At 74.2% G+C, this 24,812-nt stretch carries 21 protein-coding genes; 14 read left to right on the top strand and 7 right to left on the bottom strand.

Translation table 11 applies throughout. The annotated features are described in order from the left end of the window. Positions 1-553 precede the first annotated feature (553 nt). On the top strand, positions 554-1,639 hold the full coding sequence (locus tag ACWGIS_RS03425) for a hypothetical protein (RefSeq protein WP_453360745.1): 1,086 nt from the start codon (positions 554-556) through the stop codon (positions 1,637-1,639). Between the two features lie 20 nt (positions 1,640-1,659). On the opposite strand, the gene ACWGIS_RS03420 is transcribed toward ACWGIS_RS03425, so the two are convergent. After that, on the bottom strand, positions 1,660-2,580 hold the full coding sequence (locus ACWGIS_RS03420) for a bifunctional helix-turn-helix transcriptional regulator/GNAT family N-acetyltransferase (protein ID WP_453360744.1): 921 nt from the start codon (positions 2,578-2,580) through the stop codon (positions 1,660-1,662). Between the two features lie 261 nt (positions 2,581-2,841). On the opposite strand from ACWGIS_RS03420, the gene ACWGIS_RS03415 reads away from it, so the two are divergent. From ACWGIS_RS03415 to ACWGIS_RS03395, 5 genes are all read left to right on the top strand, one after another. Beyond that, entirely contained in the window at positions 2,842-4,362 is a 1,521-nt protein-coding gene (locus ACWGIS_RS03415) for an aldehyde dehydrogenase family protein (protein ID WP_453360893.1), read from the top strand. Positions 4,363-4,530: 168 nt separating this feature from the next. Beyond that, the gene (locus tag ACWGIS_RS03410) at positions 4,531-6,063 is read left to right on the top strand and encodes a GMC family oxidoreductase (RefSeq protein WP_453360743.1); all 1,533 of its coding nucleotides are present in this window, start codon (positions 4,531-4,533) and stop codon (positions 6,061-6,063) included. Further along, positions 6,060-7,175 carry a quaternary amine ABC transporter ATP-binding protein gene (locus ACWGIS_RS03405; RefSeq protein ID WP_453360742.1) on the top strand — a complete coding sequence of 372 codons (1,116 nt, stop codon included), beginning with the start codon at positions 6,060-6,062 and terminating at the stop codon, positions 7,173-7,175. The genes ACWGIS_RS03410 and ACWGIS_RS03405 overlap by 4 nt, the downstream gene beginning before the upstream one ends. Continuing rightward, positions 7,175-9,133, top strand: a complete 1,959-nt coding sequence (locus ACWGIS_RS03400) for an ABC transporter permease (protein WP_453360741.1) — start codon at positions 7,175-7,177, stop codon at positions 9,131-9,133. The genes ACWGIS_RS03405 and ACWGIS_RS03400 overlap by 1 nt, the downstream gene beginning before the upstream one ends. Position 9,134: 1 nt before the next feature. Next, positions 9,135-10,100 carry an ABC transporter substrate-binding protein gene (locus tag ACWGIS_RS03395; protein ID WP_453360740.1) on the top strand — a complete coding sequence of 322 codons (966 nt, stop codon included), beginning with the start codon at positions 9,135-9,137 and terminating at the stop codon, positions 10,098-10,100. A gap of 17 nt (positions 10,101-10,117) precedes the next feature. Here the strand turns inward: ACWGIS_RS03395 and ACWGIS_RS03390 are convergent, their stop codons facing one another. After that, positions 10,118-10,627, bottom strand: a complete 510-nt coding sequence (locus ACWGIS_RS03390; RefSeq protein WP_453360739.1) for a carboxymuconolactone decarboxylase family protein — start codon at positions 10,625-10,627, stop codon at positions 10,118-10,120. 47 nt (positions 10,628-10,674) lie between these two features. On the opposite strand from ACWGIS_RS03390, the gene pdxR reads away from it, so the two are divergent. Next, positions 10,675-12,123 (top strand): MocR-like pyridoxine biosynthesis transcription factor PdxR, encoded by a 1,449-nt coding sequence (pdxR, locus tag ACWGIS_RS03385; RefSeq protein WP_453360738.1) that lies wholly within the window; start codon positions 10,675-10,677, stop codon positions 12,121-12,123. Between the two features lie 50 nt (positions 12,124-12,173). On the opposite strand, the gene rocD is transcribed toward pdxR, so the two are convergent. Then, positions 12,174-13,388, bottom strand: coding sequence for an ornithine--oxo-acid transaminase (rocD, locus tag ACWGIS_RS03380; protein ID WP_453360737.1), 1,215 nt, complete (start codon positions 13,386-13,388; stop codon positions 12,174-12,176). 375 nt (positions 13,389-13,763) lie between these two features. Between rocD and ACWGIS_RS03375 the strand changes: the two genes are divergently transcribed. Further along, complete coding sequence (locus ACWGIS_RS03375; protein ID WP_453360736.1) at positions 13,764-15,209, top strand: glycine hydroxymethyltransferase; 1,446 nt, start codon at positions 13,764-13,766, stop codon at positions 15,207-15,209. A gap of 52 nt (positions 15,210-15,261) precedes the next feature. Here ACWGIS_RS03375 and ACWGIS_RS03370 read toward each other — a convergent pair whose 3' ends face one another. Then, positions 15,262-15,975 carry a hypothetical protein gene (locus ACWGIS_RS03370; RefSeq protein WP_453360735.1) on the bottom strand — a complete coding sequence of 238 codons (714 nt, stop codon included), beginning with the start codon at positions 15,973-15,975 and terminating at the stop codon, positions 15,262-15,264. Positions 15,976-16,327: 352 nt separating this feature from the next. On the opposite strand from ACWGIS_RS03370, the gene trpS reads away from it, so the two are divergent. Beyond that, positions 16,328-17,338, top strand: coding sequence for a tryptophan--tRNA ligase (trpS, locus tag ACWGIS_RS03365; protein ID WP_453360734.1), 1,011 nt, complete (start codon positions 16,328-16,330; stop codon positions 17,336-17,338). Between the two features lie 151 nt (positions 17,339-17,489). Further along, complete coding sequence (locus ACWGIS_RS03360) at positions 17,490-18,074, top strand: 2'-5' RNA ligase family protein (RefSeq protein ID WP_453360733.1); 585 nt, start codon at positions 17,490-17,492, stop codon at positions 18,072-18,074. Positions 18,075-18,284: 210 nt separating this feature from the next. Here ACWGIS_RS03360 and ACWGIS_RS03355 read toward each other — a convergent pair whose 3' ends face one another. Both ACWGIS_RS03355 and ACWGIS_RS03350 read right to left on the bottom strand, forming a co-directional pair. Further along, complete coding sequence (locus ACWGIS_RS03355; RefSeq protein ID WP_453360732.1) at positions 18,285-19,040, bottom strand: decaprenylphospho-beta-D-erythro-pentofuranosid-2-ulose 2-reductase; 756 nt, start codon at positions 19,038-19,040, stop codon at positions 18,285-18,287. 83 nt (positions 19,041-19,123) lie between these two features. Further along, on the bottom strand, positions 19,124-20,497 hold the full coding sequence (locus tag ACWGIS_RS03350; RefSeq protein WP_453360731.1) for an FAD-binding protein: 1,374 nt from the start codon (positions 20,495-20,497) through the stop codon (positions 19,124-19,126). Between the two features lie 142 nt (positions 20,498-20,639). Here ACWGIS_RS03350 and ACWGIS_RS03345 point away from each other — a divergent pair, with 142 nt between their 5' ends. The 4 genes from ACWGIS_RS03345 to ACWGIS_RS03330 all read left to right on the top strand — a co-directional run bounded on the left by ACWGIS_RS03345 (position 20,640) and on the right by ACWGIS_RS03330 (position 23,540). Next, entirely contained in the window at positions 20,640-21,164 is a 525-nt protein-coding gene (locus ACWGIS_RS03345; protein WP_453360730.1) for a phosphatase PAP2 family protein, read from the top strand. Further along, positions 21,161-22,102: a decaprenyl-phosphate phosphoribosyltransferase gene (locus ACWGIS_RS03340; protein WP_453360729.1), complete on the top strand. Its 942-nt coding sequence runs from the start codon at positions 21,161-21,163 to the stop codon at positions 22,100-22,102. The genes ACWGIS_RS03345 and ACWGIS_RS03340 overlap by 4 nt, the downstream gene beginning before the upstream one ends. Positions 22,103-22,221: 119 nt before the next feature. Beyond that, positions 22,222-22,638, top strand: a complete 417-nt coding sequence (locus tag ACWGIS_RS03335; protein ID WP_453360892.1) for a GtrA family protein — start codon at positions 22,222-22,224, stop codon at positions 22,636-22,638. Continuing rightward, entirely contained in the window at positions 22,626-23,540 is a 915-nt protein-coding gene (locus tag ACWGIS_RS03330) for a YihY/virulence factor BrkB family protein (RefSeq protein ID WP_453360728.1), read from the top strand. Before ACWGIS_RS03335 ends, ACWGIS_RS03330 begins: the two co-directional genes overlap by 13 nt. Here ACWGIS_RS03330 and ACWGIS_RS03325 read toward each other — a convergent pair. Continuing rightward, on the bottom strand, positions 23,488-24,789 hold the full coding sequence (locus ACWGIS_RS03325; protein WP_453360727.1) for a D-alanyl-D-alanine carboxypeptidase family protein: 1,302 nt from the start codon (positions 24,787-24,789) through the stop codon (positions 23,488-23,490). The genes ACWGIS_RS03330 and ACWGIS_RS03325 overlap by 53 nt on opposite strands. Between the last annotated feature and the right edge of the window lie 23 nt (positions 24,790-24,812).

Here is a 24,812-nt window from a genome sequence, read left to right as displayed (position 1 = left end):
GGGCCGGCTCGGCTGCTGTGCGCCCAGGTGCATGCGGACGCGCGGTTCGGGGCGCGGGTCATCGGCCGCGGCGCGGTGAGCTTCGGCGACCACGGCAGGGCCGAGTACCACGAGGCGTCGCGGGCGGCGGCCGGCGAGGCGACCGAGGCGCTGCTGGACGCCCTACGCACCCCGCGTGAGCGGCTGCCGCTGCTCGCGCGGACCGAGGGCACGGCCGGACCGGACGGTGAACTCGCCGTCGTACAGGGGGAGACCGGGCTGACCGGGGCCGCCGATCCGCAGCGGCTCGGACGGCCGCGGCTGGAGGCCACCGCCGACGCGGTGGCCGGGCCGGCGTCGACGGCGGCGGTGGCGGTGGCGGTGCAGGCGATCGCGCAACTCGCGCGCTGGATGACGCCGTTCGGACGCCAGGGGTCCGCGGCGCGCGTCCGTCCGGTGGCCTCCGCGCCGCCGGGCACGGCAGCCGCCGCGGCACCCGGGGGATCCGAGGGGCACCCCCGCCGGACGGGCCCGGATCGCGTGCGATCGCGGGGGGTGAGGAATGGGGAACGACATGCGACAGCGGTGGGACGCCGACGGCCAGCGGTGGGTCGACGACGACGGAGCGGCCGGAGCGGCCGGGGCGGGCGGACAGCCGGGCGGCGCCGGACCGGCGCGGGACCCGGACCGGGACGGAGGGGGGCCGGACGGCGCGGGCCCGGGTGGGGCGCCGCGCGATCCGCAGCAGCAGTGGTGGGCGTCGGCGCAGACCCAGTCGGCCGTCTTCCCGCCGCCCGCGCCGCCCCCGCCTCCGCAGCGGCAGCCGCAGGCCCCGCCGCAGCCCCGGCCGCATCAACAACCGCAGCCCCAACCCCCCTACGCCGGTCCGCAGTCGTGGGGTGCCCCCGTGCCCGGCACCGGTCAGCCACCGCCGCCCGGGCCGGCCGGCCCCCGGCGGCTGCTCCTCGTGATCGTCGCCGTGGCGCTGCTGGCCGGGGGAGTGGGCGGCGGGGTGTGGGCGCTGAACCGCGACGACGCCACCGACCGGGCCGGCTCCGGCGGAGCGCGGTCGTCGGTGACGGTGACCGCCACGCAGGGGGTCCCCTCGGCGCAGGGATCGGGCAGCGAGGAGGGCGGGGGCACCCTCACGGAGAGCGGGTCGCCGACGGCGAGCCCCTCCGCGTCCCCGTCCCCGTCCCCGTCCCCCGGCTACAGCCGGTCGGTGGACGCCGCCGGCTACACGGTCGACGTGCCGGAGGGCTGGGTCCGCTCGGTGGACCGGCGCGAGGGCAAACCGTCCGTCGTCCATTACACGGCCCCCGGTGGCGGTGCCGAGCTGGAACTGTTCGAGGTCATCGAGAGCAGCGCGGCCGACTCGCTGTACCAGGCCGAGAACGACCCGTCGTTCGGGTTCGTCACCAAGCTGGCCGGCTACCGGGTCCTGAACCGGCGGTCCGGTGGCGACTGGGCCGAGATCGGCTACCGGTACGACGACGTGCAGGACGGCGCCCTGGAGGTGGTCGACCACCGTTTCCGGGCGGCGGACGGCACGGCGTACGCGATCCGCTCGGTCGGCGCCGAGGGGACGGACGTGCTCGGCCCGCTGCGGGCGGCCCTGAACTCGTTCTGCCCGACGGGCGCGAGCTGCCCGGCCGCCTGAACGGCCGGCCGAGGGGCCCGTCAGCCCGCGGCGCGCGACCCCGGCCGGCCGGGCGTGCGGCCGAGGCGCTTCTCGAACCAGTGGGCGGCGTACACGTTGTCGTCGTAGCGCGGGATCTCCGTGTAGCCGCAGGCCCGGTACATGGCCTGGGCCTCGGTGAGGACGGCGTGCGTGTCGAGCCGCACGGTGCCGAGGCCGCGTTCCAGGGCCTGGCGCTCCAGTTCCCGCAGGATGCGCCGGGCCAGTCCGAGCCGGCGCGCGTCCGGGGCGACCCACACGTGCCGGATCTCGCCCACACCGCGTTCGAGCCGGCGCAGCGCCCCGCAGCCCACGGGCCGCCCCTCCTCGTACGCCACGACGAAGGCGCCCGCCCTGCCCGAGACCTCGGCCGGCCGGACCAGCGTCGAGGGGTCGAAGCCCTCCGGGAAGCGCGCGTCGATGTCGGCCGCGTACGCCGCGAGGCAGGTCCGCGCGTCGCGGGAGGCGCCGTCGACGACCTCGACGGCGATGGCGGCGAGCCGCAGCAGCCGCTCGGTGACGGCGACGGCGGCGGTCAGTTCGCCGCGCTGCTTCTCGCTGAGCCCCCGCAGCAGGCCGGCGGCGAGTCCGTCGGCCCGGCGGTTCTGCTCCGTCACCTCCGCGCGCCCGGTGGACGTCAGCTCCGCGACGCGCAGCCGGCTGTCGCCGGGGTGCACGGTCACCCGGATGAGTCCCTGGGCCTGCAGCGTCTTGATCATCCGGCTCAGGTACCCGGCGTCGAGTCCGAGCCTGGACCGCAGCTCCCGCAGCGAGGTGCCCTCGCCCACCTCGAAGAGCAGGCGGGCCTCGCCGAGCGGACGCTCCCGGCCGAGGTAGTGCTCGTCGAGCGCTCCGACCCGCCGGGTGAAGTACCGGTTGAAGCGGCGAAGCGTCCGTACGTCGTCCACTGAGACTGGCTCCATATGTCTTTGACCCTAGTCAAAGAAAAGGGCGCCTGTCCATGACCGGGCGCGGGGCGCCGGGGGGCGGAAGGGCTCCCGAGTGGGGTGGTATGCCCCGTTTCGCCGGGCGGTGACCCCATTTCCCGTGGTTATTCAGTGACCCCGGGCACTTTCGGTCAGGGGTTCGCATGCATGGAGGGCCGATGGGCAGGTGCTCACGGCCCCCAAGGGTGACCCAGCGTGACGCAGGGGCAGGAACAGGAACGGAAGGCGATGCCGCTCATGGCGCGACAGACCGAACGACAGGCACAGCAGACCATCCACGCGGACGGGCAGTGGCGCGACGCCGCGTCCGGTGCCACGCGCGAGATCCTCGATCCCGCGGATGCCGAGCCGTTCGCCCTGGTCGCGGAGGGTGACGAGAAGGACGTGGACCTGGCGGTCGAGGCCGCCCGGCGCGCCTTCGACGAGGGGCCGTGGCCCCGCACCCCCGTCGCGGAGCGCGCGGCCCTGCTGCGCCGGGTCGCCGGCCTCCTCGTCCGCGACCGCGAGGAACTGGGGCTCCTGGAGAGCCGCGACGCGGGCAAGACCGTGGAGGAGGGGCGCGTCGACATCGACTGCGTCGCCGACGCCTTCCGGTACTTCGCCGACCTCGTCGTCGGCGAGGGCGGCGGACGCGTCGTGGACGCCGGCTCCGCGGACGTCCACAGCGTCGTCGTGCACGAGCCCGTCGGCGTCTGCGCCATGATCACCCCCTGGAACTACCCGCTGCTCCAGGCCAGTTGGAAGATCGCCCCGGCGCTCGCCGCGGGCAACACCTTCGTCGTCAAGCCGAGCGAGATCACTCCGCTCACGACGGTCGCCCTGGTGGACCTGCTCGTCGAGGCCGGACTGCCCGCCGGGGTCGCCAACATCGTCACCGGTCCCGGCCACACCGTCGGCGCGCGGCTGGCCGAGCACCCCGGCGTCGACCTGGTCTCCTTCACCGGCGGCCTGGTCAGCGGCACGAAGGTCGCGCAGGCCGCCGCCGTCACCGTCAAGAAGGTCGCCCTGGAACTCGGCGGCAAGAACCCGAACGTGGTCTTCGCGGACGCCTGCGCGACCCCGGAGGGCTTCGACACCGCCGTCGACCAGGCGCTCAACGCCGCGTTCATCCACAGCGGCCAGGTGTGCTCGGCCGGCTCGCGGCTCATCGTGGAGGAGTCCGTGAGCGAGCGCTTCGTCGCCGAACTCGCCGCCCGGGCCGGGAGGATCAGGCTGGGGCGCGGCACCGTGGACGGGGTCGAGTGCGGCCCCCTCGTCTCGGAGCAGCAGCGGGAGAAGACCGAGGCGTACGTCGCGTCCGCCCTGGCGGAGGGCGCGGTGCTGCGCAGCGGCGGCAAGCGCCCCGAGCCGTCCGAGGCCAGGCCCGCCACCGGCTACTTCTACGAGCCGACGGTCCTGGACGGCTGCCACCGCGGGATGAGGGTGGTCCGCGAGGAGGTCTTCGGGCCGGTCCTGACCGTGGAGACCTTCCGGACCGAGGACGAGGCCGTCGAGCTCGCCAACGACACCGAGTACGGGCTGGCCGGCGCCGTGTGGACCGCCGACGCCGGCCGCGCCCGCCGGGTCGCCGGACGCCTGCGGCACGGCACCGTCTGGATCAACGACTTCCACCCCTACCTCCCGCAGGCGGAGTGGGGCGGCTTCGGCAAGAGCGGCGTCGGGCGCGAGCTCGGACCCGCGGGCCTCGCCGAGTACCGCGAGACCAAGCACGTCTACCAGAACCTCGCACCCAGGCCGGTCCGCTGGTTCGCCGGCTGACACCGGCCCTCCCCGCACCGACCCCGACCGACCGCCCCCGGGGCGCGCACTCAGCCGGACCGTCCCCCCAAGGACCGGCGCGCACCCCCGACCGGACCGTCCCCCAGCGCCGCGCATCCCCCACCGATCACGCGCAGCACCTTGCACGCCAGAGGAGCATCCCCCTTCATGTCCGAGCACGAGAACACGTACGACTACGTCGTCATCGGCGGCGGCACCGCGGGCTCCGTCATCGCGTCCCGCCTGACCGAGAACGCGGACGTCACCGTCGCCGTCATCGAGGGCGGCCCCAGCGACGTCGACCGCGAGGACGTCCTCACCCTGCGCCGCTGGATGGGCCTGCTCGGCGGGGAGCTGGACTACGACTACCCGACCACCGAGCAGCCGCGCGGCAACTCGCACATCCGGCACAGCCGCGCCCGGGTGCTCGGCGGCTGCTCGTCCCACAACACGCTCATCGCCTTCAAGCCGCTGCCGTCCGACTGGGACGAGTGGGAGACGGCGGGCGCGAAGGGCTGGGGCGCGGCGCCGATGGAGCCGTACTACGAGCGGCTCCTGAACAACATCGTGGCGGTCGACGAGAAGGACCGGAACGCCATCGCCCGCGACTTCGTCGACGCCGCCCAGGCCGCGCTCGGCGTACCGCGCGTGGAGGGCTTCAACAAGGAGCCGTTCACCGAGGGCGTCGGCTTCTTCGACCTCGCCTACCACCCCGAGACCAACAAGCGCTCCAGCGCCTCCGTGGCGTACCTGCACCCCGTCATGGACGAGCGGCCCAACCTGACGATCCTGCTGGAGACGTGGGCGTACCGGCTGGAGCTGGAGGGCAACCGCGCCACCGGGGTGCACGTCCGCGGCAAGGACGGCACCGAGACCCTCGTACGGGCCAGGAACGAGGTGCTGCTGTGCGCGGGCGCCGTGGACTCGCCGCGGCTGCTGCTGCACTCCGGCATCGGTCCCCGGCAGGACCTGGAGCGGCTCGGCATACCCGTCGCGCACGACCTGCCCGGTGTCGGCGAGAACCTGCTCGACCACCCCGAGTCCGTGATCGTCTGGGAGACCGAGGGACCCATCCCCGAGAACTCCGCGATGGACTCCGACGCGGGCCTGTTCGTGCGCCGGGACCCCCAACGGCCGGGCCCCGACCTGATGTTCCACTTCTACCAGATCCCGTTCACGGACAACCCGGAGCGCCTCGGCTACGAACGCCCCGAGCACGGCGTCTCGATGACCCCGAACATCCCCAAGCCGCACAGCCGCGGACGGCTCCACCTGACGAGCGCCGACCCGGCCGAGAAGCCCGCCCTGGACTTCCGCTACTTCACCGACGAGGACGACTACGACGGCCGCACGCTCGTCGACGGCATCAGGATCGCGCGGGAGATCGCGAAGGCCGAGCCGCTGGCCGGCTGGCTCAGGCGCGAGGTGTGCCCCGGGCCCGACGTCACCGGCGACGAGGAGCTCAGCGCGTACGCGCGCCAGGTCGCGCACACCGTGTACCACCCCGCCGGCACCTGCCGGATGGGCGACCCGGAGGACGAACTCGCCGTGGTCGACCCGCAGTTGCGTGTCCGCGGACTCGACGGCATCCGGATCGCCGACGCGTCCGTCTTCCCGACCATGCCCGCCGTGAACCCCATGGTCGGGGTCCTCATGGTGGGCGAGAAGTGTGCCGATCTGCTCGGAGGCGAGGCCCGATGACCGCGATCCTGGAAACCCCGCAGACCCCCGGGACACCGGCGGACGCGTCCCCCGTGTTCTCCGTGCGCAACCTGTGGAAGGTCTTCGGCCCCAAGGCCGAGCGCGTGCCCGCCGATCCCGGGCTCGCCGCGCTGTCCGCCGCCGACCTGCGCGCCCGCACCGGCTGCACCGCCGCCGTCCGCGACGTCGGCTTCGACGTTCACAAGGGCGAGGTCTTCGTCGTCATGGGCCTGTCCGGCTCCGGCAAGTCCACGCTGGTGCGGTGCCTGACCCGGCTCATCGAGCCGACCTCCGGTGAACTGGCCATCGACGGCGAGGACGTGCTCGCCATGGACCGCGGGCGACTGCGCGAACTGCGCCGCCGCCGCGCCGCGATGGTCTTCCAGCACTTCGGCCTGCTGCCGCACCGCTCCGTCCTCGACAACGTCGCCTACGGCCTGGAGATCCAGGGCGTCGGCCGTGCCGAGCGCCGCGAGCGGGCCGCCGAGGTCGTCGCCAAGGTCGGCCTCGAAGGCATGGAGCAGCGCAGGCCCGGACAGCTCTCCGGCGGCCAGCAGCAGCGCGTCGGACTCGCCAGGGCGCTCGCCGTCGACCCCGAGGTCCTGCTGTTCGACGAGCCGTTCAGCGCGCTCGACCCGCTGATCCGGCGCGACATGCAGGAGGAGGTCATCCGCCTGCACCGCGAGGAGGGCCGCACGATGGTCTTCATCACCCACGACCTGAACGAGGCGCTGCGGCTCGGCGACCGCATCGCCCTGATGCGCGACGGGCGGATCGTCCAGCTCGGCACCCCCGAGGAGATCGTGGGCTCGCCCGCCGACGACTACGTCCGCGAGTTCGTCCGCGACGTGCCGCGTGAGCAGGTCATGACCGTACGGTCGGCGATGCGCGCCGCGTCCGCCGCCGAGGCGGGGCGCGGCCCGGCCGTGGCCCCCGGGGCGACGGTCTCCGAGGCCATCGAGGCCGTCGCGCGCTCCGGCTGCCCGGCGCGCGTGGTGGACGACGGCCGGTGCGTCGGGGTCGTCGACTCGGAGGCACTGCTCGGGGTGGTGGCCGGCACGGACCGCGCCGGCGCCGGCGACGGCGACGGCGACGGCGAGGGGACGGTCTGATGGCCACCGCCACCGCGCCCGTCGGCCGTACGGGCCCGGCGGACCGGGCCAGGAACCTCCTGCGCCACCGGGCCGCCTCCAAGCTGCTGCTGCTCGCCGTGATCGCCGCCGTCGCCGCCCCGCTGCTCGACGCCCGCTTCTCCAGCGGCTCCTGGCCGCACGCGCTGACCGTGGACCTCACCGGACCGCTCGGCAGGACCAGCGACTGGATCGTCGACAACCGCGACAGCCACCCGCTGTTCCTGTACTTCTTCGGCCACGTCAGCAACGCCGTCGTGCTCTGCGTGCGCGGCGTCTACCTGCTGCTCCTCGCCGCGGGCTGGGCCGGTGTGACCGCGGTCGCCGCCGCCGTCGCCTGGCGGGCCGCCGGGGTGCGGCTCGCGCTCGGCACGGCCGCCGCGTTCCTCGCCTGCGGGCTGCTCGGCATGTGGGTGCCGACCATGCAGACCCTGGCGCTCATGGTGGTGGCCGTCGTCGCCTCCGTCGCCCTGGGCCTGCTGCTCGGCCTCGCGGCGGGCCTGTCCGACCGCACGTTCCGGGCGCTGCGCCCGGTCCTCGACACCATGCAGGTGCTGCCCGCCTTCGCGTACCTGCTGCCGGTCGTCCTCGTCTTCGGCATCGGCGTCCCCGCGGCCGTCCTCGCCACGGTCGTGTACGCCGCCCCGCCCATGGCCCGGCTCACCGCGCTCGGCCTGCGCGACGCCGACACCGGCGTGATGGAAGCCGTCGCCTCGCTCGGCGCCACGGCCCGCCAGCGGCTGCTCACCGCCCGCCTGCCGCTGGCCCGCAAGGAACTCCTCCTCGGCCTCAACCAGACGATCATGATGGCGCTGTCCATGGCGGTCATCGCCTCCGTGATCGGTGCCGGCGGTCTCGGCGACCGCGTCTACCAGGCCCTCGCCTCCGTCGACGTGGGCGCCGCCCTCGCGGCCGGAATCCCGATCGTGCTGCTCGCCGTCGTCCTGGACCGGGTCACCGGCGCGGCGGGCGAGCGGCTCGGCGCGGACGGCGAGGCGAAGGGCCCGCACTGGGCGTACCCGCTCGCCGGGGCCGTCGCCGTGGCGGTCGCCGGACGGCTCGCGGGCCGCATGGAGTGGCCCGACGCCTGGACCGTGCCCATCGCCGAGCCGGTGAACCGCGCCGTCGGCTGGATGACCGACCACCTCTACTCGGGCGTCCCCTACGTCGGCGGCACCGCGGACTGGGCCGGCCACTTCACGACCTGGGTCCTCGACCCGCTCCGGGACGGCCTCCAGTGGCTGCCCTGGTGGGCGGTGCTGCTGCTCGTCGCCGCCCTCGCCTGGCTGATCGGCACCTGGCGCACCGCGCTCACCGCCGTCCTCGCGATGGCCGCGATCGGTGTCCTCGGCGTCTGGAAGCCGTCCCTGGACACGCTCTCGCAGGTCCTCGCGGCCGTCGCCGTGACCCTGGTCGTCGGCTTCGCCACCGGCGTCGCGGCGGCCCGCAGCGAACGCGTCGAGCGGGTGCTGCGCCCGGTCCTCGACGTCTTCCAGACGATGCCGCAGTTCGTGTACCTGATCCCGGTGGTGGCGCTGTTCGGCATCGGCCGGGCGCCCGCCGTGGCGGCGGCCGTCGTCTACGCGCTGCCCGCCGTCGTCCGCATCACCACGCAGGGGCTGCGCTCGGTCGACCCGGCCGCGCTGGAGGCCGCGCGCTCGCTCGGCGCCACCGGCGGACAGCAGCTGCGCCAAGTGCAGCTCCCGCTGGCCCGCCCGGCCCTGCTGCTCGCCGTCAATCAGGGCGTCGTCCTGGTCCTCGCCGTCGTCATCATCGGCGGCCTGGTCGGCGGCGGCGCGCTCGGCTACGACGTCGTGTTCGGCCTCGCCCAGGGCGACCTGGCCACCGGACTGGTCGCCGGCGCGGCGATCGTCTGCCTCGGCCTGATGCTCGACCGGGTGACCCAGCCGACCCGGCGCCGCACCGAGAAGGGAGCGTGACATGTCCCGCACGCTGACGAAGACACGTATGACCGCAGCGCTGACGGTGCTGGCGCTGGCCACCGGCTGCGGCGCCGCCGACATGACGAAGCAGGGCTCGCCGTTCGCCAACGCGCGGGGTGCGAAGACGGTGACCCTGTCCGTGCAGTCCTGGGTGGGCGCGCAGTCGAACGAGGCCGTCGCGCAGTACCTCCTCGAACACGAGCTGGGCTACCGCGTCGACACCGTCCAGGTCGACGAGGTGCCCGCCTGGGACGCGCTCAGCCAGGGCCGCGTCGACGCGATCCTGGAGGACTGGGGCCACCCCGAGCAGGAGCAGCGGTACGTCGAGGACAAGAAGACGATCACCCGCGGCGGGAAGCTCGGCGTCACCGGGCACATCGGCTGGTACGTCCCCACCTACTTCGCCGAACGGCACCCGGACGTCAAGGACTGGCGGAACCTCGACAAGTACGCGGGCCGGCTGCGCACCGCGGAGAGCGGCGGCAAGGGCCAGCTGCTCGACGGCTCCCCGTCCTACGTCACCAACGACAAGGCGCTGGTGAAGAACCTGAAGCTCGACTACCAGGTCGTCTTCGCCGGGTCCGAGGCCGCGCAGATCACCCAGATCAAGCAGTTCGCCAAGGAGAAGAAGCCCTTCCTCACCTACTGGTACTCGCCCCAGTGGCTCTTCGAGAAGGTGCCCATGACGGAGGTGAAGCTGCCCGCCTACAAGGAGGGCTGCGACGCCGACCCGGAGAAGGTCGCCTGCGCCTACCCGCACACCCCGCTGCAGAAGTACCTCAACGCGGACTTCGCGAAGAAGGGCGGCAAGGCGGCGCGGTTCCTGAAGAACTTCCGGTGGACGACCGAGGACCAGAACGAGGTCTCCCTGATGATCGCCAACGAGAAGCTGTCGCCCCAGGAGGCGGCGGAGAAGTGGGTCCGCTCGCACGAGTCGACGTGGCGGGCCTGGCTCCCGTCCTGACATCCGGGACCGGCCGCTTACTTGTGCTGCCCCGCCTCGTAGTGGCCGGGCACGAGCCGGCAGGTCACCCCGAACCGGTTCCAGGCGTTGATCACCGTGATCGCGGCGACCAGCTGCGCCAGTTCGGCCTCCTCGAAGTGCTTGGCGGCCGTCGCGTAGACCTCGTCCGGCACGAAGCCGTCCGTCAGGACGGTCACCGCCTCGGTCAGCTCGATCGCCGCCAGCTCCTTCTCCGTGTAGAAGTGCCGCGACTCCCGCCAGGCGCTCAGCTGGAGGAGGCGCTCCACGCTCTCGCCCGCGGCCAGCGCGTCCTTGGAGTGCATGTCCAGGCAGAACGCGCAGTGGTTCAGCTGGGACGCGCGGACCTTCACCAGTTCGAGGAGCACGGGGTCCAGTCCGCGCCGGGCCGCCACGTCCAGCTTGACCATGGCCTTGTACACGTCGGGCGCCAGCCTCGTCCAGTCCAGCCGGGGGCCCTCCTCGGGGGCGTACTCGGGGGTCGTCGTGTCGTCGTCGTTCGTCGTCATGCCCTCGACCCTACGAGCGGAGTAGCCCAGGAGTATGGTCCATTTCCATGGCGGAACACTGGGCCACTTCCCCCGGCGCCGACGGCGGGGACGAGCGCGGGCCGGGTGCCGCGCGGAGCGCCTCGCTCGGCGTGGACCTGCACCTCGAACCGGCCGGCCCCGGCCTGCGCCGGGGGCTGACCGACGCCCTGCGCGACGCGGTCCGCGGCGGCCGGCTCGCCCCGGGCACCCGCCTGCCCTCCTCCCGCACCCTCGCCGCCGACCTCGGCATCGCCCGCAACACGGTCGCCGACGCCTACGGGGACCTCGTCGCCGAGGGCTGGCTCACCGCACGCCAGGGCTCCGGCACCCGCGTGGCCGAGCGGACGGTCCCGCAGCCGGCCCCGGACCCTCCCCCCGCCGGCCGCCGGCAGGGCCGCCCCGCCTACGACCTCGTCCCCGGCACCCCCGACCTCGCCTCCTTCCCGCGCGCGGAGTGGCTCAGGGCCGCGCGCCGCGCCCTGTCCGCCGCGCCGTCCGGTGCCCTCGGCTACGGCGACCCCCGCGGCCGGCCCGAACTGCGCACCGCGCTCGCCGGCTACCTCTCCCGGGCCCGGGGCGTACGCGCCGACCCGGACCGCATCCTGATCTGCGCCGGCTTCCTGGGCGGCCTGACCCTGCTCGGCGCGATACTGCGGCGGCGGGGCCTGCGCACCCTCGCCGTGGAGTCCTACGGGCTCGACGTGCACTGGGACCTGCTGCACCGCTCGGGCCTGCGCACCGTGCCCCTGCCCTTCGACGGCCTCGGCACCCGTCCGGACGACCTGGCGGGCACCCGGGCGGTGCTGATGACGCCCGCCCACCAGTTCCCGATGGGGGTGCCGCTCCACCCCGACCGGCGGGCCGCGGTCGTGGACTGGGCCCGCCGCACCGGCGGCCTGATCCTGGAGGACGACTACGACGGCGAGTTCCGCTACGACCGCCAGCCGGTGGGCGCGCTCCAGGGCCTCGGCCCCGACCAGGTCGTGTACATGGGCACCGCCAGCAAGTCCCTCGCCCCCGGACTGCGCCTCGGCTGGCTGGTGCTGCCCCCCTCGCTGGCCGCCGAGGTCACCGCGGCGACGGACGGCGGCGGCTGGTCCTCGGGGGTGCTGGACCAGCTGACCCTCGCGGAGTTCATCACCTCGGGCGCGTACGACCGCCACGTCCGCGCGGCGCGCCAGCGCTACCGGCGGCGGCGCGACGCCCTGGTCGCCGCGCTGGCTGCCCGCGCCCCCGAGGCACGCCCCACCGGCATCGCGGCGGGCCTGCACGCGGTCGTCCGGCTGCCGCCCGGCACCGAGCAGGCGACGGTCCGCGCGGCGGCCTGGCACGGCCTCGCCCTCCACGGCCTGTCCCGACACCGCCACCCCGACGCCGTGACCGACCCCCTGGACGCGCTCGTCGTCGGCTACGGCACACCCCCGGACCACGCCTGGGCGGGAGCGCTGGACGCCCTGTGCCGGGCCCTGCCGTAGCGGCACCCGGTCACGACCCCACGACGGCCGGCCCATCCGGACGGGGGGCCCTACAGCCCCAGCACGGCCCGCAGTTGGGCGAGTCCCCAGTCCAGGTCCTCCTCGCCGATCACCAGGGGCGGGGCGATCCGGATCGTCGCGCCGTGGGTGTCCTTCACCAGCACCCCGCGGTCCATCAGCTTCTCGGAGATTTCCCGGCCGGTGCCGTACCGAGGGGCGATGTCGACCCCCGCCCACAGGCCGCGCCCGCGCACCGCCGTCACCCGGCCGGTGTCCGCCAGCCGGCCCAGCTCGCGGTGGAGACGGTCCCCCAGCTCCGCCGCCCGCCGCTGGTACTCGCCCGACCTGAGCATCGCGATCACCTCCAGCGCGACCGCGCACGCCAGCGGGTTCCCGCCGAACGTCGACCCGTGCTCGCCGGGCCGGAACACGCCGAGCACCTCGGCGCTCGACACCACCGCAGACACGGGGACGACCCCGCCGCCCAGCGCCTTGCCCAGCACGTACACGTCGGGCACGACACCCTCGTGCTCGCAGGCGAAGGTCCGCCCGGTGCGCCCGAGCCCCGACTGGATCTCGTCCGCGACGAACAGCACGTTGCGCTCCCGGGTCAGTTCCCGCACCCCCCGCAGGTAGCCCGCCGGCGGCACCAGTACCCCCGCCTCGCCCTGGATCGGCTCCAGCAGCACGGCGACCGTGTCCTCGGTGACCGCCGCCCGCAGCGCCGCGAGATCCCCGTACGGCACCACGTCGAAGCCCGGCGTGTACGGCCCGAAGTCCGCGCGGGCCTCCTCGTCCGTGGAGAAACTGACGATGGTGGTCGTCCGCCCGTGGAAGTTGCCGGCCGCCACCACGATCCTGGCCCGCCCGTCCGGAACGCCCTTCACGCGGTAGCCCCACTTGCGGGCCGTCTTCACCGCGGTCTCCACCGCCTCCGCGCCCGTGTTCATCGGCAGCACCAGCTCCATGCCGCACAGTTCGGCCAGCTCCGCGCAGAACGCGGCGAACCGGTCGTGGTGGAACGCCCGCGAGGTCAGCGTCACCCGCTCCACCTGCGCCCTGGCCGCGTCGATCAGCCGGCGGTTGCCGTGCCCGAAGTTCAGGGCCGAGTAGCCGGCCAGCAGGTCGAGGAAGCGGCGCCCCTCGACGTCCGTCATCCAGGCGCCGTCCGCCGTCGCCACGACGACCGGCAGCGGGTGGTAGGTGTGCGCGCTGTGCGCCTCGGCCGAGGCGATGAGCGTCTGCGAGGTCTTTCCAGCGGTCACGTGATCTCCGTTTCTCCCGGCGAAAGGGCCGGGCGGGGCGGGGGAGCCGGGGGAGGTGGGTGGACGGAGGCGGGGACAGGCGGCGGGCGGAGCCGGCCGGGGGCGGGGCTGTGGGCTCCTTCCTATCGTCGCTCGCATGGTGGACCGGGGAACCCCGTGATCCGGCGCGCCCGGTAGGCTGACGGCGGGCCGTGACTGGCGCGCTGGGATGGGACCGACCATCGGGGAGCGGCCCGTGCCGTGGACTGCCGGGGACCGCCCCGGGCCCCGGGCCGGACAGGCCGAGGGGACCGGAGGGTCGCGCGGAAGGACAGGGGCACCGAGTGCCGAGCGCCTGGGCCGAACCGTGATCGAACGCCACGACCGGAGGCCGTCATGCCAGAGCCCCTCTCCACCGAGTCCACCGCTTTCCGCAGCGCCCTCGACGTGATCCGGGCCGTCGAGCCCCGGGTCGCCGACGCCATCGGCCAGGAGGTCGCCGACCAGCGCGAGATGCTCAAGCTGATCGCCTCCGAGAACTACGCCTCCCCGGCCACCCTGCTGGCCATGGGCAACTGGTTCAGCGACAAGTACGCCGAGGGCACCGTCGGCCGCCGCTTCTACGCCGGCTGCCGCAACGTCGACACCGTCGAGGCCCTCGCCGCCGAGCACGCCCGCGAACTCTTCGGCGCCCGCCACGCCTACGCCCAGCCGCACTCCGGCATCGACGCCAACCTCGTCGCCTTCTGGGCCGTCCTCGCCGACCGCGTGGAGGCCCCGGCCCTCGCGAAGGCCGGCGTCCGCAACGTCAACGACCTCTCCGACGCCGACTGGGCCGAGCTGCGCCAGGCCTTCGGCAACCAGCGCATGCTCGGCATGTCCCTGGACGCGGGCGGTCACCTCACCCACGGCTTCCGCCCGAACATCTCCGGCAAGATGTTCGACCAGCGCTCCTACGGCACCGACCCCGCCACCGGGCTCATCGACTACGAGGCCCTGCGGGTCTCCGCCCGCGAGTTCAAGCCGCTGATCATCGTCGCCGGCTACTCGGCGTACCCCCGCCTGGTGAACTTCCGTCTCATGCGGGAGATCGCCGACGAGGTCGGCGCGACCCTGATGGTCGACATGGCGCACTTCGCGGGCCTGGTCGCCGGCAAGGTCCTCACCGGCGACTTCGACCCGGTCCCGCACGCCCAGATCGTCACCACCACCACGCACAAGTCGCTGCGCGGCCCGCGCGGCGGCATGGTCCTGTGCGACGACTCCCTCAAGGACCAGGTCGACCGCGGCTGCCCGATGGTCCTCGGCGGCCCGCTCCCGCACGTCATGGCCGCCAAGGCCGTCGCGCTCGCCGAGGCGCGCCGCCCCGAGTTCCGCGACTACGCGCGCGCCGTCGTCGACAACGCCCGCGCCCTCGCCGAGGGCCTGACGCGCCGCGGCGCCACGCTGGTCACCGGCGGCACCGACAACCACCTGAACCTGATCGACGTGGCGTCCTCGTACGGGCTGACCGGCCGTCAGGCGGAGACCGCGCTGCTCGACTCGGGCATCGTCACCAACCGCAACGCCATCCCCGCCGACCCGAACGGCGCCTGGTACACCTCCGGCATCCGCATCGGGACGCCCGCCCTGACCACCCGCGGTCTCGGCACGGCCGAGATGGACGAGATCGCCGGTCTCATCGACCGCGTCCTCACCGCCGCCGAGCCGGGCACCACCGCCAAGGGCGCCCCGTCCAAGGCGCAGCACGTCCTCGACCCGAAGATCGCCGACGAGATCGCCCACCGGGCCACCGACCTGCTGGCCGGCTTCCCGCTGTACCCGGAGATCGACCTCGGCTGACACCGGCCGTCCACGGCCGCCCGGTCACCGGCCGGGCGGTCCGCCGCCGGGCTCACCGGTCGATCAGCTCCTGTCGTGGTTCCCGCGGCGGTCCGGCCCCGCGCCGGGCCGCCGCGGCCCGCAGCAGGACGGTGCCGCCGCAGCCGAGGACGAGGCCCGCTCCGAGCCCCCACAGCGCCCACCGGACCTGTTCCCGGGGTCCGGCCGCCGCCGCGTCCGGCGCGTCGCCCAGCGGCCCGAACAGGTCCTCGTCCAGGCCCTCGTAGAGCGACCGGGGCACGCGGTGCCAGCGGATGTCGTCGTCCGGCACGTCGGGCGCCGGGTCCGAACGCACCCAGGGCGTGCCGTCCGCCGCGAGGAAGAGCTGGTCAGCCCGCCGGACGGCGACGTCACCGCCCGGCGAGCGGTCGGTCTGCGGCCAGCCCCCGACGCCGGACATCCCCCAGACGACGGTGGCCCGCACTCGCGGGAAGTCGCCCTCCGTCCAGGCGGCCGGCACCCGCTCCGTGCCCGTGTACGCCGGCTCCAGCAGCTGCCACAGCCGGGCGAACCGCCGCTCGCCGGAACGCAGCGTGACGGTCCGCCCGGTGTCCCCGGCGATGACCAGCGCCCGGTCCGGCGCGCTCCTGCCGGGCCCGGCCCCTTCGGCGCCCGCCCCGCCCGCGCCGGACAGGACGACCAGCGCCGCCGCGAGGAACACCAGCCCCGCCCGCGCCCCCGCCCGCGCCCCCGCCCGCGTCCGTGACCGTCGACCCGTGGCCCGCATGCGCCCACCCCCTCCTCGGTCCCCGCACTCTTCCGCCCCGCGGCCCGCGTGTCACGCCTCACGTCCGCCACCGGACGGCCCCCGGCCCGCCGCCGCCCGCTCTGTGTTCCTCGTCTCACCGGCGGCCGTCCGGCCCGACGGGTACCGGGACCCCCGACCCCGCCCGCGATGTCCGTACCGGCCGGGATGCGGCGCGGCGCCCCCGCCGCTCCGCCGCACTGTCCGGCCCTGACCGGTTCCCGTCTGTTCCCGGCCAGTTCCGGACCGGGTCCGGGTACCTGAGAGAATGGTGAACATGGCCTCTGACCGCCCGCCCGTCACCCACCACCGCCCTCAGGGGGATGGCTCCGCCATGCAGCGTCGTCCGCGTGTGCTCTCCGGGATCCAGCCCACCGCAGGCTCGTTCCACCTCGGCAACTACCTCGGCGCCGTCCGCCAGTGGGTGGCCCTGCAGGAGTCCCACGACGCGTTCTACATGGTCGTCGACCTGCACGCGATCACCGTTCCGCAGGATCCCGCGGCCCTGCGCGCCAACACCCGGCTCGCCGCCGCCCAGCTGCTCGCCGCCGGGCTCGACCCGGACCGCTGCACGCTCTTCGTCCAGAGCCACGTCCCCGAGCACGCGCAGCTCGCCTGGGTCATGAACTGCCTCACGGGCTTCGGCGAGGCGAGCCGCATGACGCAGTTCAAGGACAAGTCCGCCCGGCAGGGCGCCGACCGCGCCTCCGTCGGCCTCTTCACGTACCCGGTCCTCCAGGTCGCGGACATCCTGCTGTACCAGGCCAACGAGGTCCCGGTGGGCGAGGACCAGCGCCAGCACATCGAGCTGACGCGCGACCTGGCCGAGCGCTTCAACGGGCGCTTCGGCGAGACGTTCACGGTCCCGAAGCCGTACATCCTGAAGGAGACGGCGAAGATCTTCGACCTCCAGGACCCGTCGATCAAGATGAGCAAGTCGGCGTCCACGCCGAAGGGCCTCATCAACCTGCTGGACGAGCCGAAGGCGACCGCCAAGAAGGTCAAGAGCGCGGTCACCGACACGGACACGGTCATCAGGTACGACCGGGAGCAGAAGCCGGGCGTCAGCAACCTGCTGACCATCTACTCCACGCTCACCGGAGCCGGTGTCGCCGATCTGGAGCAGAAGTACGCCGGCAAGGGCTACGGTGCGCTCAAGACGGACCTGGCCGAGGTCATGGTCGACTTCGTGACGCCGTTCCGGGAGCGCACCCAGCAGTACCTGGACGACCCGGAGACGCTCGACTCGGTCCTGGCCAAGGGCGCCGAGAAGGCCCGCGCCGTCGCCGCGGAGACGCTCTCCCAGGCGTACGACCGGGTCGGTTTCCTGCCGGCCAAGCACTGAGCGCCGCGCCCGGCGGACCGTACGGGTTCCGTACGGCATCCGGTACCGGGCCGCGCCGCCGTACAGTCGATAGCTGACGCAGTGGACGCCCCCTGCCCAAGGGACGCGAAGGACGACCGGGCGACCGGCCCGACCGACGACAGGAGACGACGTGGGGACCGTAACGATCGGTGTGTCGATCGCGGTCCCGGAGCCTCACGGCAGCCTGCTCCAGGAGCGGCGCGCGGGCTTCGGCGACCCCGCGGCTTGTGGCATCCCCACGCACGTCACGCTGCTGCCGCCGACCGAGGTGGACGCCTCGGCGCTGCCGGCGATCGAGACGCACCTCGCCGAGGTGGCGGCCGCCGGACGGCCCTTCCTGATGCGGCTGGCGGGCACGGGCACGTTCCGGCCGCTGTCGCCGGTCGTCTTCGTCCGTGTGGTCGACGGCGCCGAGGCCTGCGGCTGGCTCCAGAAGCAGGTCAGGGACGCCTCCGGCCCCGTGGCCCGCGAGCTCCAGTTCCCGTACCACCCGCACGTCACCGTGGCGCACGGCATCGAGGACGCGGCGATGGACCGGGCCTACGAGGAGCTGTCCGGGTACGAGGCCCAGTGGCCCTGCACCGGCTTCGCGCTGTACGAGCAGGGCGCCGACGGCGTGTGGCGCAGGCTGCGCGACTTCCTGTTCGGCGGAGCGGTGGTGCCCCCGCAGGGGGGCGCGCCCGCGGAGCGGGACACGACGCTGCCGGCGCGCTGACGCCGGCGACGGGCGCCGCCCCGGGACCACGTCCGCGCCCGCGGCCCGCCCACGACGGCGGTGGACCGGAGCCCGGCCCGCCGTGCGGTTGGTCACCCCGGGCCCCTGACCGCACCCGCCGGACGAGGACGCCGCGAACACGCGGCGACCGTGCCCGGCGGTCCTGGCGGCCCGCGACGGCGGCCGGGGCGCGGGTCCGTCCCGTCGCCGTCAGACGGGCAGCCGCCGGAACACCGAGCGCGGCACGTGCCGCAGCGCCGCCATCACCAGCCGCAGCGCACCCGGCACCCACACGGTCTCGGAGCGCCGCCGCAGTCCCGTCTCGACGGCCAGCGCGACCGCCTCGGGCGTGGTCGCCAGCGGCGCCTCGGTCATACCGGCCGTCATCCGCGTCCGCACGAACCCGGGGCGTACGACCATCACGTGCACGCCCGTGCCGTACAGCGCGTCGCCGAGGCCCTGCGCGAAGGCGTCCAGGCCGGCCTTGCTGGAGCCGTAGATGAAGTTGGAGCGCCGGGCGCGCTCACCGGCGACCGAGGAGAGCACCACCAGCGAGCCGTGGCCCTGGGTCTGCAGGGCCCGGGCACTCACCAGCCCGGCGGAGACCGCGCCCGTGTAGTTGGTCTGCGCGACCCGCACGGCGGCGGCGGGCTCGTTCTCGTCGCGCGCCTGGTTGCCCAGGACGCCGAAGGCGAGCAGCACCATGTCGATGTCGCCCTCGGCGAAGACCTTGCCGAGCACCGTCTCGTGGGAGTCGGGGTCGAGCGCGTCGAAGGCGACCGTACGGACGTCCGCGCCCAGCGCCTTCAGGTGGGACGCGGCCCTGTCGAGCGCGGGGGAGGGGCGGGCGGCGAGCCACACCGTGCGGGTACGGCGGGTGATCAGCCGGCGCGCGGTGGCCAGCGCGATCTCCGACGTGCCGCCGAGGATCAGCAGGGACTGCGGGATGCCGAAGGCGTCCTTCATGAAAAAACTCCAGGGGGCGAGCCGATGGGACAGCACTCTTCGGGGGCGCGGGCGGCGGGGGCGTTCCCGGGGGAACGCCCGCCTCACAGACCGAGCCGGCGGGACAGGTCGGAGGTGAAGACACCGCGCGGGTCCAGCTCCGCGCGCAGCGCCCGGAAGTCCGCCAGCCGCGGGTACATCCCGTCCAGCAGCTCCGGCCGCAGGCGGGAGTCCTTGGCGAGGTAGACGCGTCCGTCGGCCGCGGCCACCTCCTCGTCCAGCTCGTCGAGGAAGGCGCCGAGGCCGGGCAGGTTCGCGGGGATGTCCAGGGCGAGGGTCCAGCCCGGCAGCGGGAAGGACAGCCAGCCCGGGTCGCCCTCCCCGAACCGCTTCAGCACGGCGAGGAAGGACGGGCACCGGCGATCGGAGATGCGCCGCACGATCCGGCGCAGGGCCTCCTCCTTCCCGTACCCGACGACGAACTGGTACTGGACGAAGCCGCCGCGCCCGTAGATCCGGTTCCAGTGCGGGACCCCGTCGAGCGGGTGGAAGAAGGTGGAGATCCGCTGCAGTTCACCGGTGCGCGAGCGGGGCGCCCTGCGGTACCAGAGCTCGTTGAAGAGGCCCACCGTCGTCCGGCCGAGGAGTCCCTCGGGCACGAAGGACGGGGCGGCGGGGAGGCGGCCGGGGCGGAACTCCAGCGGGTGCCTGCGCGTCCGGCCGGGCAGGGCGTCGAGCGGCGCGTGGTCGCCGCGGGTCAGCACCGAGCGCCCCATGGCGGCACCCCGGGCGAGCAGGTCGATCCAGGCGACCGAGTACCGGTAGCGGTGGTCGGTGGCGGTGAGCCGGGCCATCAGGTCGTCGAGGTCGTCCGCGCGTTCGGTGTCGACCGACATCAGCGAGGTCTCGACGGGCTGGAGGCGGACGGCCGCCGTGAGGACCACGCCCGTCAGGCCCATGCCGCCGGTGGTGGCGTCGAAGAGGGGCGTGCCGCGGGTGACCGTGCGGATCTCGCCGTCGGCGGTGAGCAGTTCGAAGGAGACGACGTGGCGGGAGAAGGAGCCCGACACGTGGTGGTTCTTGCCGTGGATGTCCGCGCCGATCGCGCCGCCGACCGTGACGTAGCGGGTGCCGGGCGAGACGGGCACGAACCAGCCCAGCGGGAGCAGCACCTGCATCAGCCGGTGCAGGCTCACTCCGGCGTCGCAGAGGACGGTCCCGCCCGCCGAACCGTCGGCCGTGACGGGGGTGGCGTCGATGGCGTGCACCCGGTCAAGTCCCGTCATGTCGAGGACGGCGCCGCCCGCGTTCTGCGCGGCGTCCCCGTACGCCCGCCCGAGTCCCCGGGCGATCCCTCCGCGCGCCCCGCACTCCCGGACGGCGGTGACCGCCTCCTCGTAGCTGCGCGGGCGGACCAGGCGGGCGGCGGTCGGGGCGGTGCGGCCCCAACCCGTGACGGAGACGGTGTCGGAAGGCATGCCCGTGACCGTATCGCCGGAATGGGTGCATACCGGCGGAATCGGTGCGGCCCTGACGGGTCCTCACCGAAATGGGTGATTAATGGGATGTCGTCCTAGATTGCCGTAATTCCGGGGCCACTCCCTAGAAGAGTGAGATCACATGGACGACCTTGACGACATGGACCGTCGGATCGACGACATGGACCGTCGGCTGCTGTCGGCAATCCACCGCTGCGGGACCGATCCGCGCGTGGCCGCCGCCGCGCGCGCTCTGTCCTGGGCCGGTGAGCACGGCGCGCTGTGGCTCGCGGCGGGACTCGCGGGGGCGGCCGCCGACCGGGAGCGGCGCGGCGCCTGGCTGCGCGGCACCGCGCTGACCGCCACCGCGCACCTGACCAGCATGGGAGTGAAACGGCTGGTGCGGCGCCCGCGCCCCGGACACGTCGAGCCCCTGGTCCGCACCGCGGGCCGGCACTCCTTCCCCAGCTCGCACGCCACGTCGGCGGCGGCCGCCGCGGTCGCCTACGGAGCGCTCGGCGCCCACCTGGTCCCCCCGCTCGCCGCGGCCATGTGCCTCTCCCGGCTGGTCGTCGGCGTCCACTACCCCTCCGACGTCGCCGCCGGCGCGGCGCTGGGCGCGCTGACCGCCCGGCTCGGCGCCCGCTGGATGGGGGCGGGCCGATGACCGAGCGCACGGCGGTACTGCCGGCCCCGAGCCCCGCCCCGCCGGCCGTCGCACGCGGCGGTGCCGCCGTCGGCCTGCTGCGGACCGCACGCCCCCGCCAGTGGGTGAAGAACGTCCTGGTCGTGGCCGCGCCGGCCGCGGCGGGCGAGCTGTTCTCGCGCCACGCCCTCGTCCAGATCGCGCTCGTCTTCGCGCTGTTCACCGCGAGCGCCGCCGCCGTCTACCTGGTCAACGACGCCCGGGACGCGGCCGCCGACCGGGCGCACCCCGTCAAACGCCACCGCCCGGTCGCCGCCGGACAGGTCCCGGTCCCGCTCGCGTACGCCGTCGGCGGGGTGCTCGCCGTCCTCGCCCCGGTCCTCGCCGCCTGGCTGTGCTCGCCGCTCGTCTCGGCCCTGCTCACCGCCTACCTCGGCATGCAGCTGGCGTACTGCGTCAGCCTCAAGCACGTCCTGGTCGTCGACCTCGCCGTCGTCACCACCGGGTTCCTGATGCGCGCGATGATCGGCGGGCTGGCCCTCGGCATCCCGCTCTCGCGCTGGTTCCTGATCACCACGGGGTTCGGAGCGCTGTTCATGGTGTCCGCCAAGCGCTACTCCGAGGCCGTGCAGATGGCCGGCAAGGCCGGCGCCACCCGCGCGCTGCTCACCGAGTACACCACCGGCTACCTGCGCTTCGTCTGGCAGCTGGCCGCCGGTGTCGCCGTCCTCGGCTACTGCCTGTGGGCCCTGGAGGAGGGCGGCGTCGCCAGCACCAGCGTGCTGCCCTGGCGCCAGCTGTCGATGGTCGCCTTCATCCTCGCGATCCTGCGGTACGCCGTCTTCGCCGACCGGGGCACCGCGGGCGAACCGGAGGACGTGGTCCTGCGCGACCGCGCGCTCGCCCTCATCGGCCTGGTGTGGCTGGCCATGTACGGCCTCGCCGTCGCGAACTGGTGAGCGTCACCGGACAGCCCACGGCACCGGCCCCCGGCACAACACCGGCCCCCGGCACGGCACCGGCGCGCGACGCGGAGGCATCCGCGCCGGACCGGGGGAGCCCCGGGAGGCGCGCCTTCCTGCGGGAGCTGCTCGGCTTCGCCGCCGTCGGCCTCCTCGCCTACGCGGCCGACCTCGGCCTCTTCGTCTGGCTGCGCGGACCCGCCGGCCTCGACCCGCTCACCGCCAAGGCCCTCTCCTTCGTGGCCGGCTGCTCGGTGGCGTACGCGGGCAACGCGCTCGGCACCTACCGGCACACGGGGGCCCGGGGCCTGCGCCGGTACGCCGTCTTCTTCGCGGTGAACGTCGCGGGCGCCCTCGTCCAGCTGCTCTGCATCGCCGTCAGCCACTACGGCCTCGGGCTCACCTCGCAGCGCGCGGACACCGTCTCCGGCGCGGGCGTCGGCATGGCGCTGGCCACGGTGCTGCGGTTCTGGGGCACCCGGACATGGGTGTTCCGCCAGGAGCGGGGCAGAGTCGGATCATGGACTGGCTGAAGAAGCTCCCGGGGATCGGCCCGCTCGTCGAGCGGCTGAGCCGGACGCACGCGTGGCGGTCGTACGAGCGCCTCGACCGGGTGAAGTGGACCCGCCTCGCGGCGGCGATGACCTTCATCAGCTTCGTGGCCCTCTTCCCCCTGCTCACCGTCTCCGCCGCGATCGGCGCGGCCACGCTCAGCCCCGAACAGCAGAAGGAGATCCAGGACAAGATCGCCGAGCAGTTCCCCGGCATCTCCGACCAGCTCGACATCGCCGGCCTGGTGGCGAACGCCGGCACGGTCGGGCTCATCGCCGGCGCGGTCCTCCTGTTCACCGGCATCGGCTGGGTCGGCTCCGTGCGGGAGTGCCTGCGGGCCGTGTGGGAGCTGGACGACACCGACGAGAACCCGTTCCTGCGCAAGCTCAAGGACGGCGGAGTGCTCCTCGGCCTCGGCGGCGCCGTCCTCGTCACCCTCGCCGCGTCGACCGTCGCCTCGGCCCTGGTCGGCTGGACCGCCGACCGGCTGGGCCTCGACAAGGGCGGCTGGGGAAGCGTCCTGCTGCACGTCGCCGCGTTCGTCGTCGCGGTCCTCGCCGACTTCCTGCTCCTGCTGTACGTCCTGACCCTGCTGCCCGGCGTCGAACCGACCCGGCGCCGGCTGCTGGTGGCCGCGCTGACCGGCGCCGTCGGCTTCGAACTGCTCAAGCTGCTGCTCAGCGGCTACATCCAGGGCGTCGCCTCGAAGAGCATGTACGGCGCCTTCGGCGTGCCCGTCGCGCTGCTGCTGTGGATCAACTTCACCGCGAAACTCGTGCTGTTCTGCGCCGCGTGGACGGCGGAACCGAGCCGGGAGGCGGACCGGCCGGTCAGCGGCGCGTCCGGCGGCGTACCAGATCCGGCAGCGGCCACCGGCGGTTGACCACGAACACCCCCGCGGCGAGCAGCACCAGCATTCCGCCCGTGACGGCCAGGGCGGTGGCGATGCCGCTCGAACCGCCCCTGCCCGCGGACGAGGCGGCCACCGGCTTCGCGGAGGCGGCGCCGTCCGGGGAGGCGGACGCGTTCGACCCCGGCTGCGCCGTCGCCTCGGCGCCCTCGGGCACCACCAGCATCCCCACCGGCGTGACCTTGCCCGCGGCCTTGAAGCCCCAGTCGAAGAGGCGGGCGGTCTCCTTGTAGACCTCGTTGTGCTCGTCCTTCTCGGGGTTCAGGACGGTGACGAGCAGCACCCTGCCGTCGCGTTCGGCGACGCCCGTGAAGGTGGCGCCCGCGTTGCTCGTGTTGCCGTTCTTCACCCCGGCGATGCCCTGGTACGGGGTGACATCGCTGTCGCCGGACAGCAGCCGGTTGGTGTTCTGGATCTCGAAGGACGGGCGGGAGGTCTTGCCCTTCTTGTTCTTCGTCGTCGCGCCGGGGAACGACGCCCGCACCGTCGAGCAGTACTCCCGGAAGTCCGCCTTCTGCAGTCCCGAGCGGGCGATCAGCGTCAGGTCGTACGCCGACGACACCTGGCCCTGCTCGTCGTAGCCGTCGGGGCTCACCACGTGGGTGTCGAGGGCCTTCAGCTCCTCGGCGTGCGCCTGCATGTCCTGCACGGTCCGCTCCACGCCGCCGTTCATCGCGGACAGGACGTGCACCGCGTCGTTGCCGGAGCGCAGGAAGACGCCGAGCCACAGGTCGTGGACCGAGTACGTCTCGCCCTCCTTTATCCCGACCATGCTGGAACCCGAACCGATCCCGGCCAGGTCGGAGCTCTGCACCTTGTGCTTCTCGGTCTTGGGGAACCTCGGCAGCACGGTGTCCGCGAAGAGCATCTTCAGGGTGCTCGCCGGGGGCAGCTTCCAGTGCGCGTTGTGCGCGGCCAGCACCTCGCCGGACTCGGCGTCGGCGACGATCCAGGAGCGGGCGGTCACGTCCTTGGGCAGCACCGGGGCGCCGCTGCCCAGGTCCACCTGCGTCCCCGGCCGGCCGAGGCGGGCGCCGCCCACGGTCGACATGTCGGCCGGGGGCGGGTCCGAGGGCCTCGCCGACGGGGAGGGGGCCGGTGTCGCCGTCGGTGTCGCGTCGGCGAAGGCGGGCGCCGCGAGGGAGAGGGACAGCGAGAGCGACAGCAGGGCGGCGGAAGCGACCGGCAGACGATGCCTGGCGGTCTGTTTCGAGGCGGGCACGGACGAGAAAGTACAGGGCCGCG

The sequence above is a fragment of the Streptomyces sp. NPDC054842 genome, from assembly GCF_053611025.1.
Note: the sequence above shows the minus strand (reverse complement) of the source record. Positions and strands in the feature narration are given on the sequence as shown.